The organism is uncultured Ruegeria sp. (assembly GCF_947500045.1).
In the GTDB taxonomy this organism is placed as follows: domain Bacteria; phylum Pseudomonadota; class Alphaproteobacteria; order Rhodobacterales; family Rhodobacteraceae; genus Ruegeria.
Genome location: NZ_CANMQQ010000005.1, coordinates 83,112 through 96,645, shown reverse-complemented (window position 1 = coordinate 96,645; position 13,534 = coordinate 83,112). Strand labels below are relative to the sequence as shown.

Sequence of the window (13,534 nt, the reverse complement as noted above, 5' to 3'; positions counted from 1 at the left end):
AGAAAAGCTGAAACTGCCACATTCACAAGCCTTTGCAGATTATTTCATAGGCCTTCTAAGGCTTTCCAGCAGTGCGGTCATATCCTGCGGCAGCGGCGCTTCAAACCGCAAAGCCTCGCCCGTGACCGGATGCTCGAACCCAAGCACCGCAGCGTGCAGTGCCTGCCGGGGGAACGTCCGCACCGCATCAGCGGCCTCGGGCGTGAACGCACGCGCGGCGAGCTTGCGCCGGCCACCATAGACCGGGTCCCCGACAAGACCGTGACCGGCATGGGCCATATGGACACGAATTTGATGCGTCCGACCGGTCTCAAGCCAGCATTCGATCAACGACAGGCCGCCGGGGGTGCCGAAAACCTCGACGATCCTTGCCCGTGTCACGGCATGACGGCCACCGTGAAACAGCACAGCCTGCCTTTGACGATCCGTCTTGTGCCGCGCCAATTGCGTGGTCAGACGCATGATATTTCCCGGCTCGAAACTGACGCCCTTTATCCCGCGTAACCGAGGATCATTGGCATCGGGAACCCCGTAGCACACAGCGCGATAATATCGCTCGACACTATGCGCTTCGAACTGGGCAGCCAGTCCGTGATGCGCCGCGTCCGACTTGGCGACCACCAGCAAACCGCTGGTTTCCTTGTCGATCCGGTGCACAATCCCCGGGCGTTTGACGCCCCCGACGCCCGAAAGGTCATCGCCACAGTGATGCAGCAGCGCATTGACCAGCGTCCCGTTCGGAGACCCCGGCGCCGGATGCACAACCATCCCCGCAGGTTTGTTGACAACGATCAGATCGTCATCCTCATGGACAACCTCAAGCGGGATGTCCTCGGGGCCGATATGGCTGTCTTCGGCCTCGGCCACCGCGATCGCGACCTGCGCGCCCTCGGCTATCCGGGCTTTGGGATCGTTGATGACCGCACCATCAACCATGACAGCCCCTTCGCCGATCAGACGAGCCAGCCGGGTGCGCGATAGGCTCTCTTCCGCTGGCACATCCCGCGCAAGCGCCTTATCAAGGCGAGAAGGCGGCGCAGCCGCGATTTGAAACTCTATCAGGCGGGTGCCCATGACTGTCCCTTCCGAACCTCAGGAACCGCAGGAAACACCGCAGCTTCGGTTGCTGCGGCGCATGGTCATGCTGTTGACCGCGGTGATGATTGGCGGGGTTCTAGTGACATTCGCTTTGATTGTCATCCGCCTATCGGATCGCACCCCAACGCTGCCCGATCAGATTGAGCTACCAGATGGTGCACGCGCGCAGGCACTGACCATCGGCAACAACTGGTATGCGGTTGTGACCGACGACAATCGGCTTCTGATCTTTGACAAGACAACCGGAAAACTAAAGCAAGAGATTGCGCTGAACTAAAGTTACGTCTTGCCCGACAGCCTGTTCAGCTGATTCGTAAACCGTTTGTAGGGCGGATAGAGGTCGCTCGCTTTCTCAAGATAAGGCCGGGCCTTGTTCTTGTTCCCACGCCGCATGTGTATCTGACCCGCCATACCCTGAATGGCGACGGTTACCTCATCCTGATCCGCAGCTTGCAAGATCAGGCTCTCGCCCTTCCCGGTTTTACCCGACCGCTCTAGCATGCGGCCCATTGCAAACAGAAGAAACGGGCTTTCCGGGTCGCAAGCCAATGCCTCGGCCATTGTTCGATGCGCGGCTTCGGTATCCCCTTCTGCTTCATAAAGCTCAGCAAGACGTTTTTGATACAGCGTGCTTTCCGGTACTTCAGCCACGATCTGACGGGTTGTGTCGATGGCTTGGCCACTGGAAATTTCGCCCAGATGTTTTTGCAGAATTACCCGTGCCCCCAGTAGACGCGGATCATCTGTTGGCACGTCCGGCAGATCATCCAAGGCCACATTCAATGCCTCCAACCTTTTGCGTTGGTCAAAAAGCCGTTTAGCGCGTTGATCCAGCGCCAGTTCGGCCCAATCCAGCAGGATGAAATCAAAGTTGCACGGACGCCATGAAACCACCTTGTGCTGAACCAGATACAGGTTGTTGAACGGTGGAAAGCGTCGCTGCCGCACGATCCGTTGCAGCGACCAGTCCACAGGTGGCAGCAGCCTGAGCGCCAGATGAGAGCGGTAGAGCATTCTGGACCCAAGTACGACAACATCAGGTCGTAACGGTTTGGCCCAAAACGCTTTTGCAAAATGACGCGTCGCGGCCCAGCGCTTGCCCTGCACACCCAGAATGGCACCACGCAAGGCACACATGACGGCGTAATCCTCGGGCCAGAGATGCGGGTTTTGCAACCCTTCACTGGCAAGCGTTTCGCTTTCCTGCCACATCTCCAGGTAAAAGCAGTTCAGGGATTGAAGCAGCGGCATAAAGGCGTTGTCGGCCCCAGCATCCAGAATGGGTTTCGCGCTATCATAAGCCTCATCGCAGCGGTCCTGCGCCGCGAGGTATTGTGCCGCCTTTGAGTATATATGAGCGGCCTCGGAAGGGTTCAGAAACGCGTCTGGCCCTCGCGCAACGCGTTCAATGACCCGTGCATTGGCCTCCTTCAGCTCTTCCTCGGTCAGGACATCACGAAACACCTTACGCTGCTGCCCCGATATCCGGGCCGCTGCCATCGAAAAGGCGGAAATGTAAGGTGCAATGACCTGATCCGCCCGCGACATCGCATAGAGCTCTAGAAAATCCCGTTGCGCACGCGTCAAATTCGACAAGTCAGCAATATCCGACATTTGCATGAGCTGCGGAAACCGTTTTTTGAAGCGAACAATCAGCTCAGGCTGGTCCGAGAACATGATCGCCGTCAGGCCCTCGGATTTCTCCAGATGGGCTTCATAAAATTCCTCAGGCTCGACTTTGGCGGGCCAGGTCGAATGCTTCCACGGTAGCCCGTTCAGGATATCACCGCGCCGGATATGGTAGGCAGAAACGCCCTGCCCCGAGAGTTTCTCATCTGCACGATCCATAATCTGGCGTATCGCGTCTATAAACCCGACGCTGCGGATGAAATCGCGGTATCGCGGGCGTATGGCTTCGATATCTTCCCAAGGAAAGGCCAGAACCTCGAATCCCTCTTCTACCAGAACCGAACGGCCAGACGCCAAATGATCAACCAGCCGCTCTGGCGAAGGGTCATTTTGGAAGGCCCAAATCGGCAGGGCGGTTTTGTTCAGCTTGTCGAACTGTGCCTGATCAAGGAAATGCGCATCCATCCAGTCAGAGGTGAACAGCTCATCTGGCTGATCCAGTTCCGGCGCATCCGCACCCTGCGGGAACCAGTTCACCTTGTAGTCGGTCCCAAAATCTTCAGCGAGACGTATGCAAGTCAGGATCATCAGCAGGCGCGCGCCCATCCGATCCTTGCGCTGACCGATGAAGACCCCGCGCTTTCCGCTCATAGCGACATCCGGGCCATCGATCCTAAACCGACTGTGCCAATCACCTGAAACATTAGGGCATTCCCAAACCGCATTCGCCTAATGTCATACACAACCGCAGCAGCGGCGACGAGGTGTGAAATGCGCCACGCTTCGAGATTTGCACCAAACGGATGTCAGATCGACACGACGGGACAGGCCCGTGACAGGTCCGGGGAAATTCGAATAGCTTGCGAGATCATGTTCAGGCGCGAGATCGGGTTTTGTGAAATAAGTTCTGCCGGAATGCGCGTGGCCGCCGCCAACGCGTCAGGCAGCGAAACACCCACGTTCTTCGTCAGAACGCGCAGCGCTGTGGTCAGGTCAAGATCAGCCCCGGCCAGCGTTCCATCCTGCAAGGTCAACCTGCCGTTTTCACGCTGAATGATCCGCCCTTCCAAGCTGAAATCTTTCAGTTCCGTTCCGGCGACAGCCATCGCATCACTGACCAGAAACAGGCACCCGGGACCCTGTTTGGAGGCAAAGGCCGACCGCATCGTCTGGGGATGAACATGGATTGCATCCGCGATCAGTCCGGCAGACATGGCCCCGTTCGACAGGACCGCGCCCACAAGACCGGGCTCTCGATTGCCCAACTGGCTCATGGCGTTGAACAAATGCGTGGCACAATGCGCGCCTGCTTGGGCATAGGCAACGCAGGTTTCGTATGCAGCATCGCTGTGCCCCAGCGAAACCATCACCCCTGCATTGGCGAGCGTTTCAACCTGAGCGATCGTGACACTCTCAGGTGCAAGCGTGACCATCAGCGCAGGCAGCGCCTTGGCCGCATCCAACAACTGCGCCAGATCGGCATCTTCCATCGGCCGGATCAACGCAGCATCATGAGCCCCCTTGCGCCGCTCGGACAGATACGGCCCCTCCAGATGCAGGCCGACAATCCCGGGAACACCGCGCTGGATGGCCTGCATGGCAGCCGCGATGGCAGCGGTCGTCTTCTCTGGTGTGTCTGTGATCAGCGTCGGAAGAATAGAAGTCGCGCCCAGCCCGCGATGTGCCCCGGCGATACACTGTAAGGTTTCTACCGACGGATCATCATTGAACATGACACCTCCGCCGCCATTGACCTGCAGGTCGACATAGCCGGGGCTAAGGATATCGCCCGAAAGATCCTCGACCGCTTCACCCGAAGACAACTGAGCTTCGGGCAGAATTGAATCCAACATACCATCGACGAAACGGACGGCCTGACCGTTCAGCAATGTCTCGCCGTCAAAGATCGGTCCACCGGTGAAAGTGATGGTTGTGCCGGTCATACCGTTTCCGTCACTTTCCGCAGGTGGCGTGGCGCATCTGGGTTAATACCCCTGCGGGTGGCAACCGTTTCGACCAAACCGTAGAATGACGCGATCGAGGCCACCGGGTCTGTCATCCAATGTGATGTGCGCACATGCGGCAGCGATACGGCATCTGAAACCTTGTTGGTCGTCGCAAATACCATTGCGCCCTTGGCCGCAAGCGCATCTGCGACCTCGGCAATGTTGGCCTCGGCCGCGTCACCAGACGCAAAGGCAATCACCGGAAAGCCCTGATCGACTATTGAAACCGGACCATGCAGCACTTCGGCCGAGGAATAGCTTTCAGCGTGGATCTGGCAGGTTTCCTTGAATTTCAGCGCCGCCTCATTCGAAATTGCCCAGGACATCCCCCGCCCCAACGTGAACAGGGATTGTCCGTCAACGGCTTCCACGACGGCACCCCAGTCGCATGTGATCGCCTGCGCCAAAGCTTCTGGCAATTTGTGAACCGCGGACAACAATTCATCATCGCCTTTAACTTCGGCCAGCAGCCATAGCCCGGCAATCAGTGAGGTCACGAAGGTCTTTGTGGCCGCCACACTTAGTTCGGGGCCCGCATGAATCGACAGCGCCGATGAGGCTGCATTGGCCAATGCCGAACCCGTGTTGTTCGTGATTGCAACCGAATATGCGCCGCCTTCTGTTAAGGACTGCGTCAGTTGCACAATGTCGGGGCTTTGGCCCGATTGCGACACCGAGATACACAGTGCGCCGGGGCAGCGCATGTCCACGCCGTAAATCGATTTCACACTCGGCCCGACCGAGGCCATGGGCAAGCCCAGCAGCAATTCGGATGCGTATTTCAGGTAGCTACAGGCATGATCCGACGATCCGCGCGCGACTGAGATCAGAAAGCTGGGATCGTGCGCGCGTACCGCGCTTGCTGTCTTTGCAATGGTATTGGCGCCATCGGTTAGAAGTCGTTCAACAGCAAGAGGTATCTCGTTGATTTCTCGCCGCATTTGAGTGGTTTCGGTGGACATTTGTCCTGCCTTTCAGGTTGACAGACGCAGCTCTGCCACGAAATCGTAGGCCTCGCCGTGATAGATGGATCGGGTTAGTTCAGCGACACGCCCGCTTTCAAGATAAGACGTGCGCTGAATGCGCAGCCCTGCCGTGCCCTCGGCAACGTCCAGTAGACCTGCCTCGGTCGCCTCAAGATTAATGGCTGAAATCTTCTGGATCGCGCGTACAGGGCGGTGCCCGGATTGTTCGAGAAACGCATAAAGCGACCCGGTGACTTCGGTGGGATTTGGCAGGATATCCAGCGGTAGTGCAGCGCGCTCCAGTGCCATCGGCCGCCCTCCGGCTGCACGTAGACGGTGAATGCGGGCGACCTGATCATTGGCTGACAATCCCAGCGCAAGCATCTCATCAGGCGAGGGCAAAAAAACCCCGCGTTCCAACCATGTCGAGGTCGTCTCGAACCCCCGCCGTTCCATGTCTTCGGTGAACGAAGTCAGATGAGAAAGCGATTGCTCGACCCGTGCCACAGGCTGGCGCACGAACGAGCCCGACCCCTGTCGCTGTTCGATGGCGCCCTTGCGTACCAGTTCCTGTATGGCCTTGCGGACTGTCACACGCGACAGATCGGTCAGCTCGGCAATCTCACGCTCGGGTGGAAGTGAACTGTTGGGGGGCAGAATGCCCTCTTCGATCCCTTTCTCAAGCCGTTGGCGCAGTTGCACGTAACGCGGCCCGGCGGTCTGACCCAGCCAACCCTCGGGTCGCAGGAAGTCAGCAACGCTCATGTTCGATCTCCTCTTGAAACGCGCGGGCCAGCGCGATTGCACCATCTAACGGATCGCCCAATGGTTTGGTCAGGTCCTGTTGCATGACTTCTGGTAAATACGCGGCATAGTGTGGACCGATGCCACCCGTCAGGCAGATCGATTGACCGGGCACCCACCCCATCGCTTCCATTTGACCCGCCAGATACCGCGTACTGGCATCCATGATCGAAACTGCAAGCTCATCCCCTCGCCCTGCATGAAGCGTCACGACGGGTGCCAGCGCACCAAAGTCAGTCGGAGACATCCCGGACGCAGCTTTGACAACGCCCGCGGCGTCACCAAAGCGTGACAACAGATCCTCCGCCATCACAGACACCGGCCTTAGATCATCAACGCAATCCAGCGTGCGCGACAGAGCCAGTCGCCCGACCCATTGTGCCGAGGCCTGATCCCCAAGGACCGGCCCCCATCCGCCTGCAAAGATCCTTTGATCGCCCAGCTGTGCCGCCAGAAATGACCCCGTTCCACAATGCGCAACAAACCCGTCTTGCGACCCCAGCGCACCGCGCAAGGCGGCAGGCCTGTCATCTTCGATGCGCACATGATCAAACGGCAGCACAGCCGCCAGACGATCTGCAATTGCTGATCCGGTAACTCCGGCCAATCCCAAATAGGCTGGCGCACGGGCGATCTGCACCGCATCCAATCCGCAATGTTCCGTCAAACTGGCAATACCGCGATTCAACTCGGCGCAGGCCGCGTCGAAATCGGTCGAGACATTCGCCGCTCCGACCTCAAGCTGTTGCGCGAGCGCGCCGCCAGAAACAGCGATACGGCAACGCGTACCGCCGCCATCAACAGCCACAACAATGGTATCAGTGGAACGACTCATGAAGATACCTTTATAATACCTATCTAAGATTTAGAAGAGCCAATTGTACATAAACTTAAGAATTTCCGCTCAATTATTGAAATATACTGACATAAAAAGAAAATGGTAGACTAATGGTATCTAAAAGGTATGATATCTGAAACCGGGGGAGAATCACGTGACAACGCCAGTAACGGAACAGCTACATCAGGAAGCGATCGGGCTTGATGCCCGCCCGCTGACCGAGGTTGCGAATCTACTGGCCCGGTCACAATCCGATGCGGCAGCCGCCCCCCTTGCCTCACTCCCCTCTATTTGCGCCGGCGCAAAGGAAATGGCGCAAACAATCCGCTCTGGTGGGATTCTGCACTACCTCGCGGCAGGCTCGTCTGGTCTTATGGCGGCCGCGGACGCGCTAGAGCTTGGTGGGACATTCTCGATACCGGCAAGCCAGATTCGCATTCACATGGCAGGCGGCTTGCCTTCCGGGGTCGAGATGCCCGGCGATACGGAAGATGCAACCGGCACCCTTGCCCACGATCTTGCCGATCTATCGCCCAAAGACACCCTGATCACCGTTTCCGCCAGTGGAAGCACGCCCTACACGGTCGCTGCAGCCCGTATCGCGCGCGACAAAGGTGCGACGATCATCGGGATAGCAAACAACGACGGCACCGACCTACTACGGTTATCCGACCACTCGATTCTGCTTGCCACACCGCCCGAACTGATTTCGGGCTCGACCCGCATGGGCGCGGGCACGGCGCAGAAAATCGCGCTGAACATGCTGTCTACGCTGATGGCGGTAGAGTTGGGGCATATTCAGGACGGCATGATGATCAACCTGCGCGCTGACAATGACAAACTGCGCGCCCGCGCCAACGGGATTGTTTGCCAACTGACACATGTGAGCCCCGAACAGGCTGCTTCAGCCCTGACTTCAGCAGGTGGAAACCTCAAATGCGCGGCTCTTTTGGCGGCAGGCGCCCAAACGCTGGCGCAGGCGCAAGCCTTGCTGCACGAGACTAACGATCACCTCCGCCCTGCACTGGAGCGGATTAAAAACAAAGAAACAATCAACCTGGGAGACACTAAATGACACGCAAAGTATTAAGCATTGCTTTAATGAGTACGGCGCTCGTCACAAGCGCCTATGCGCAAGAAGCGACGTTAACCATTGAAAGTTGGCGCAATGATGATCTGACCCTGTGGCAGGATAAGATCATTCCAGCGTTCGAAGCCGAACATCCCGGCATCAAGGTGATTTTCTCACCCTCTGCCCCGGCTGAGTATAACGCCGTGCTGAACTCCAAGCTTGAGGCCGGTTCGGCTGGCGATCTGATCACTTGCCGCCCGTTTGACGCCTCGCTCGCACTGTATGACGGGGGTCACTTGTCAGATCTGTCTGATCTTGAGGCCATGGGCAATTTCTCGGATGTTGCCAAATCCGCATGGCAAACAGATGACGGCTCGGCCAGCTTCTGCGTCCCGATGGCGTCAGTGATCCACGGCTTCATTTACAACAAGGATGCCTTCAACGAGTTGGGGATCGAAGTCCCAAGCACCGAGGCCGAGTTTTTTGCCGCTTTGGACAAGATCAAAGAAGATGGCACCTACATTCCAATGGCAATGGGCACCAACGACCAATGGGAAGCCGCCACCATGGGCTATAACAATATCGGCCCGAATTACTGGAAAGGTGAGGAAGGCCGTCAGGCGCTGATCAGGGGTGAACAGAAACTGACCGATCCTCAGTGGGTTGCACCCTATGCGACGCTGGCCAAATGGGCGGATTATCTGGGTGACGGATACGAAGCACAGACATATCCCGACAGCCAAAACCTGTTCACGTTGGGCCGCGCAGCGATCTATCCGGCAGGTAGCTGGGAAATCGCAGGCTTCAACACGCAAGCCGACTTTGAGATGGGTGCCTTCAAGCCTCCGGTACAGAATGCCGGTGACACCTGCTATATCTCGGACCATACCGATATTGGCATCGGCCTGAATGCTGCGAGTGAGAACCAAGAGGCGGCGCGCACCTTCCTGGCCTGGGTTGCAAGCCCGGAATTTGCCAGCATATTCGGCAACGCCGTTCCGGGTTTCTTCCCCCTTTCCAATGAACCGGTTGAGTTGGAAGATCCGCTTGCCAAGGAAATCGTCGGTTGGCGCGATGAGTGCGAAAGCACGATCCGCTCGACCTATCAGATCCTGTCACGCGGGACGCCGAACCTTGAGAACGAAACCTGGGGCGCATCCGTTGCTGCCATCAAGGGTGCCGAGACACCCGAAGCACTAGGTCAGCAACTGCAGGACGGTCTGGCCACCTGGTATGCACCGCATCAGTAACACCTAGGCCACTCACACCGGACGCGGCCAATCGCGCCGCGTCCGGCACTTTTCCCCGGAGATTCCCATGCAAACCCGCCGCATCCGCTGGCACATCGCCGTTTTCCTCGCCCCTGCGGTGCTGGTCTACACGGCGGTGATGATCTTCCCCTTGTTCAACACGCTGCGCCTCGCATTGTTCACCGAGGTCGATCAAACACGCGTTTATGTCGGGTTGCAAAATTTCCGCACCCTGTTTTTCGATCCGATCTGGTCCGAGCAGTTCTGGAACGCTTTGGGCAACAACTTCTGGTTCTTCCTGGTCCACATGCTGGTACAGAACCCGATTGGTGTTGCGCTTGCGGCGATCCTGTCGCATCCCCGCCTGCGCTTTGCTGCGCTCTATCGGTCGGCGATCTTCATCCCTACGATCCTAAGTTTCGTGATCGTGGGATTTGCCTGGAAACTGATCCTGTCGCCACTGTGGGGCATCGCCCCCTCGATGCTGGATGCCGTTGGTCTGAAGTCGCTGTTTGCGCCCTGGCTCGGCAAGGAAGAATACGCGCTAACGACACTGGCGCTTGTCTCGGTCTGGCAATTCGTCGGCATCCCGATGATGTTGATCTACGCCGCCCTGCTGTCGATCCCCGAAGAAATCCTTGAAGCTGGAGAGATCGACGGCATCACCGGAGCCTCTGCTTTCTGGAAGATCAAACTACCGTTGATTCTGCCTTCGATCGGGATCATCTCGATCCTGACATTTGTTGGCAATTTCAACGCGTTTGACCTGATATATGTATCTCAGGGCGCACTGGCGGGGCCGGATTTCTCAACCGATATTCTCGGCACCTTCATGTACCGCACCTTCTTTGGCTTCCAGTTGCAATTGGGTGATCCGCATATGGGATCGGCCATCGCCGGGGCCATGTTCGCGATCATCCTCGTGGGTGTCTGCATCTACCTCTTTGGCATCCAGACCCGGATGCGCCGGTATCAGCTGTAAGGGTATGACGATGAACAAAGCACGCCAAAACCCGCTGAACACAGCCGCCATGCACGGGGCGCTGATCCTATATACACTGATCGCCCTGTTCCCGGTCTTCGTGATTATCATCAACAGCTTCAAAACCCGCCGCGCCATCTTTCGTGAGCCGCTCGCCCTGCCCGACGCCGAGAGCTTTTCTCTGATCGGTTACCAGACAGTGATGAAGCAAGGGGACTTTTTCCTGTACTTCCAAAATTCACTGATCGTCACTGTTGTATCGCTGGCGTTTGTCCTTCTGTTCGGCGCCATGGCCGCCTTTGCGCTCAGCGAATACCGATTCAAGGGCAACATGATTATGGGCCTCTACCTGGCGCTTGGCATCATGATCCCGATCCGCATCGGCACCGTTGCCATTCTGGAAATGATGGTCGCGACTGGTCTGGTGAACACACTATGGGCCCTGATCCTCGTCTACACGGCGCAAGGCTTGCCTCTGGCGGTGTTCATTCTGTCTGAATTCATGCGACAGGTCTCGGACGATCTAAAGAATGCGGGCCGCGTCGATGGCCTGTCCGAATACACGATCTTCTTCCGCTTGGTCCTGCCCCTCGTGCGCCCCGCCATGGCGACCGTTGCTGTGTTCAACATGATCCCGATCTGGAACGACCTCTGGTTCCCACTGATCCTCGCCCCGGCTGAGGAAACCAAAACGCTGACGCTGGGCAGCCAGGTGTTTATTGGCCAGTTCGTGACTGACTGGAATGCGGTTCTGTCGGCGCTCAGCATGGCGATCCTGCCGGTACTGGTGCTCTATGTCATCTTCTCGCGCCAGTTGATCCGTGGCATCACTTCAGGAGCTGTCAAATGACCAAAGTTCTGATCGCTGGCCTTGGCAATATGGGGCTGAGCCACGCGTTGGCCCATCACCACCACCCGGACACGCAGATCGTAGGACTGGTGAACCGGTCTGGTCGCGTGGACCATCCTGATCTGTCAGGTTACCCAGCCTATTCGGATTTTCAGGCCGCTCTGGCCGCGACAAACCCTGATCTGGTCGTGGTCGCCACCTACTCCGACAGCCATGCCGACTTCGCCTGTGCGGCGATAGAGGCCGGGGCCCACGTCTTCGTCGAAAAACCACTCGCCACGACTGTAACAGACGCCAAACGAGTCGTCGCGAAGGCGATCGAGACGAACCGCAAACTGGTGATTGGGTACATCCTGCGTCACCACCCCTCATGGATGCGCCTGATTTCCGAGGCACGCGACCTCGGCGGGCCTTATGTCTTCCGCCTGAACCTCAACCAGCAAAGCAGCGGGGCTGAATGGGAAACGCATAAGGCCCTGATGCAAACCACCTCGCCCATTGTTGATTGCGGCGTACACTATGTCGACGTGATGTGTCAGATCACTGACTCTGACCCGGTTCGCGTCCATGGCATGGGCCTGCGCCTGAGTGATGAGATCGCCGAAGACATGTATAACTACGGCCAGTTTCAGGTGATCTTCGAGGATGGCTCGGTCGGCTGGTACGAGGCCGGTTGGGGCCCGATGATCTCTGAGACCGCGTTCTTCGTGAAAGACATCGTGTCGCCCAACGGCTCGGTTTCGATCACCGACGGCAACAAAGGTGCGTCGGCCGATATCGATGGCCACACCAAAGTCGGAGGCATTCTGGTCCATCGCCCCGAGGGCGACGAGACCATCAACATGCCGTGCGAGCCCGGCCATCAGGAGCTCTGCGACGCCGAGCAAGCCTATATGCTGCGCGCCATAGCCGAAGACATCGACCTGACCCGCCACATGAACGACGCCGTGCAATCACTGGCCATCTGCCTCGCTGCAGATGAAAGCATCCGCACCGGCCAACCCATTTCGCTGAAAGAGGCACGCACATGACCGCCCTGACGCTTACGAACGTGAACAAGTCCTTCGGCACGGTCGAAGTTCTTAGGGATATCAACATCGAAGTCGAAGATGGCGAGTTCGTCGTATTCGTCGGCCCCTCGGGCTGCGGCAAGTCCACCCTCTTGCGTGTGATCGCGGGGCTCGAGGATGTGACATCAGGCGAAGTACGTATCGGCGGAGAGCTGATGAACCTCACGCCCCCCTCTAAACGCGGCATCGCGATGGTGTTTCAAAGCTATGCGCTTTATCCGCATCTGAATGTGCGCAAGAACATGTCACTGGCACTGAAACAGGAAGGCCAAAGCAAACAGGTCATCGAAGAGCGCGTCACCAAGGCGAGCAGGATGTTGAATCTGGAGCCTTACATCGACCGCTACCCGTCCGAGCTGTCTGGCGGTCAACGCCAACGCGTCGCCATCGGTCGCGCCATTGTGCGCGAGCCCAAACTGTTCCTGTTCGACGAACCGCTGTCCAACTTGGACGCAGCCCTGCGCATGAATACACGGATTGAAATCGCCAACCTGCACCAGCAGCTTGATGCCTCGATGATCTACGTCACCCACGACCAGACCGAAGCGATGACGCTGGCCGACAAGATCGTCGTCCTGCGCGACGGACGCGTCGAACAGGTCGGCAGCCCTATGGAGCTGTACAACAACCCCGCCAACCAGTTTGTCGCTGGTTTCCTTGGCGCACCATCGATGAATTTCTTCCCCGCCAGCGTGATCGGAGACAGCGCGGACACGACTCTCGGTATACGCCCTGAAGACCTGTACCTGACCGACGAGGGCCCCCTGACCGCGAACGTAACCCATGTCGAGCATCTGGGCGGGGACACCAACGTGATCGCGATGATGCAAGACCACCAGATCACCGCGCGCCTGTTCGGCCAACACCAGGTCAACGCAGGTCAGGCTGTCCAGTTTGGCTACGCCCAAGACCGAACCTATCGTTTCGACCAGCTCGGCGCGCGCCTTGGTTGATAAAACACGTATCAATT

At 57.8% G+C, this 13,534-nt stretch carries 13 protein-coding genes; 7 read left to right on the top strand and 6 right to left on the bottom strand.

Features of this window, described 5'->3' with window-relative positions; genetic code table 11:
- Positions 1–39 precede the first annotated feature (39 nt).
- Complete coding sequence (locus tag Q1B46_RS10515; RefSeq protein ID WP_299947739.1) at positions 40–1,074, bottom strand: RluA family pseudouridine synthase; 1,035 nt, start codon at positions 1,072–1,074, stop codon at positions 40–42.
- Between Q1B46_RS10515 and Q1B46_RS10510 the strand changes: the two genes are divergently transcribed.
- Positions 1,073–1,375: a DUF6476 family protein gene (locus Q1B46_RS10510; protein WP_299947737.1), complete on the top strand. Its 303-nt coding sequence runs from the start codon at positions 1,073–1,075 to the stop codon at positions 1,373–1,375. The genes Q1B46_RS10515 and Q1B46_RS10510 overlap by 2 nt on opposite strands.
- Positions 1,376–1,377: 2 nt before the next feature.
- Here Q1B46_RS10510 and Q1B46_RS10505 read toward each other — a convergent pair whose 3' ends face one another.
- The 5 genes from Q1B46_RS10505 to Q1B46_RS10485 form a co-directional block, all read right to left on the bottom strand.
- Positions 1,378–3,378 (bottom strand): hypothetical protein, encoded by a 2,001-nt coding sequence (locus tag Q1B46_RS10505; RefSeq protein WP_299947735.1) that lies wholly within the window; start codon positions 3,376–3,378, stop codon positions 1,378–1,380.
- 155 nt (positions 3,379–3,533) lie between these two features.
- Complete coding sequence (nagA, locus tag Q1B46_RS10500; protein WP_299947733.1) at positions 3,534–4,670, bottom strand: N-acetylglucosamine-6-phosphate deacetylase; 1,137 nt, start codon at positions 4,668–4,670, stop codon at positions 3,534–3,536.
- A complete protein-coding gene (locus Q1B46_RS10495; protein ID WP_299947731.1) occupies positions 4,667–5,695 on the bottom strand; it encodes an SIS domain-containing protein in 1,029 nt (342 codons plus the stop codon). Before Q1B46_RS10495 ends, nagA begins: the two co-directional genes overlap by 4 nt.
- 12 nt (positions 5,696–5,707) lie before the next feature.
- A complete protein-coding gene (locus tag Q1B46_RS10490) occupies positions 5,708–6,463 on the bottom strand; it encodes a GntR family transcriptional regulator (protein ID WP_299663255.1) in 756 nt (251 codons plus the stop codon).
- Complete coding sequence (locus tag Q1B46_RS10485) at positions 6,450–7,337, bottom strand: BadF/BadG/BcrA/BcrD ATPase family protein (protein ID WP_299947729.1); 888 nt, start codon at positions 7,335–7,337, stop codon at positions 6,450–6,452. The genes Q1B46_RS10490 and Q1B46_RS10485 overlap by 14 nt, the downstream gene beginning before the upstream one ends.
- A gap of 157 nt (positions 7,338–7,494) precedes the next feature.
- Here Q1B46_RS10485 and Q1B46_RS10480 point away from each other — a divergent pair, with 157 nt between their 5' ends.
- From Q1B46_RS10480 to Q1B46_RS10455, 6 genes are all read left to right on the top strand, one after another.
- Positions 7,495–8,415, top strand: a complete 921-nt coding sequence (locus tag Q1B46_RS10480) for an N-acetylmuramic acid 6-phosphate etherase (protein ID WP_299947727.1) — start codon at positions 7,495–7,497, stop codon at positions 8,413–8,415.
- Positions 8,412–9,662 carry an ABC transporter substrate-binding protein gene (locus Q1B46_RS10475; protein WP_299947725.1) on the top strand — a complete coding sequence of 417 codons (1,251 nt, stop codon included), beginning with the start codon at positions 8,412–8,414 and terminating at the stop codon, positions 9,660–9,662. The genes Q1B46_RS10480 and Q1B46_RS10475 overlap by 4 nt, the downstream gene beginning before the upstream one ends.
- A 67-nt stretch (positions 9,663–9,729) precedes the next feature.
- Positions 9,730–10,644, top strand: coding sequence for a sugar ABC transporter permease (locus tag Q1B46_RS10470; protein ID WP_299947723.1), 915 nt, complete (start codon positions 9,730–9,732; stop codon positions 10,642–10,644).
- Positions 10,645–10,654: 10 nt separating this feature from the next.
- Positions 10,655–11,494, top strand: coding sequence for a carbohydrate ABC transporter permease (locus Q1B46_RS10465; RefSeq protein WP_299947721.1), 840 nt, complete (start codon positions 10,655–10,657; stop codon positions 11,492–11,494).
- Positions 11,491–12,525: a Gfo/Idh/MocA family oxidoreductase gene (locus Q1B46_RS10460; RefSeq protein ID WP_299947718.1), complete on the top strand. Its 1,035-nt coding sequence runs from the start codon at positions 11,491–11,493 to the stop codon at positions 12,523–12,525. The genes Q1B46_RS10465 and Q1B46_RS10460 overlap by 4 nt, the downstream gene beginning before the upstream one ends.
- Positions 12,522–13,517, top strand: a complete 996-nt coding sequence (locus Q1B46_RS10455) for an ABC transporter ATP-binding protein (protein ID WP_299947715.1) — start codon at positions 12,522–12,524, stop codon at positions 13,515–13,517. Before Q1B46_RS10460 ends, Q1B46_RS10455 begins: the two co-directional genes overlap by 4 nt.
- Positions 13,518–13,534: the final 17 nt, after the last annotated feature.

Excerpts from the sequence above, each read along its gene's own strand:
- Q1B46_RS10460 (WP_299947718.1), top strand. The coding sequence starts at position 11,491 with ATGACCAAAGTTCTGATCGCTGGCCTTGGCAATATGGGGCTGAGCCAC.
- Q1B46_RS10475 (WP_299947725.1), top strand. The coding sequence starts at position 8,412 with ATGACACGCAAAGTATTAAGCATTGCTTTAATGAGTACGGCGCTCGTC.
- Q1B46_RS10505 (WP_299947735.1), bottom strand. The coding sequence starts at position 3,378 with ATGAGCGGAAAGCGCGGGGTCTTCATCGGTCAGCGCAAGGATCGGATG.
- Q1B46_RS10515 (WP_299947739.1), bottom strand. The coding sequence starts at position 1,074 with ATGGGCACCCGCCTGATAGAGTTTCAAATCGCGGCTGCGCCGCCTTCT.
- Q1B46_RS10465 (WP_299947721.1), top strand. The coding sequence starts at position 10,655 with ATGAACAAAGCACGCCAAAACCCGCTGAACACAGCCGCCATGCACGGG.
- Q1B46_RS10490 (WP_299663255.1), bottom strand. The coding sequence starts at position 6,463 with ATGAGCGTTGCTGACTTCCTGCGACCCGAGGGTTGGCTGGGTCAGACC.
- Q1B46_RS10470 (WP_299947723.1), top strand. The coding sequence starts at position 9,730 with ATGCAAACCCGCCGCATCCGCTGGCACATCGCCGTTTTCCTCGCCCCT.
- Q1B46_RS10510 (WP_299947737.1), top strand. The coding sequence starts at position 1,073 with ATGACTGTCCCTTCCGAACCTCAGGAACCGCAGGAAACACCGCAGCTT.
- nagA (WP_299947733.1), bottom strand. The coding sequence starts at position 4,670 with ATGACCGGCACAACCATCACTTTCACCGGTGGACCGATCTTTGACGGC.
- Q1B46_RS10495 (WP_299947731.1), bottom strand. The coding sequence starts at position 5,695 with ATGTCCACCGAAACCACTCAAATGCGGCGAGAAATCAACGAGATACCT.
- Q1B46_RS10485 (WP_299947729.1), bottom strand. The coding sequence starts at position 7,337 with ATGAGTCGTTCCACTGATACCATTGTTGTGGCTGTTGATGGCGGCGGT.
- Q1B46_RS10455 (WP_299947715.1), top strand. The coding sequence starts at position 12,522 with ATGACCGCCCTGACGCTTACGAACGTGAACAAGTCCTTCGGCACGGTC.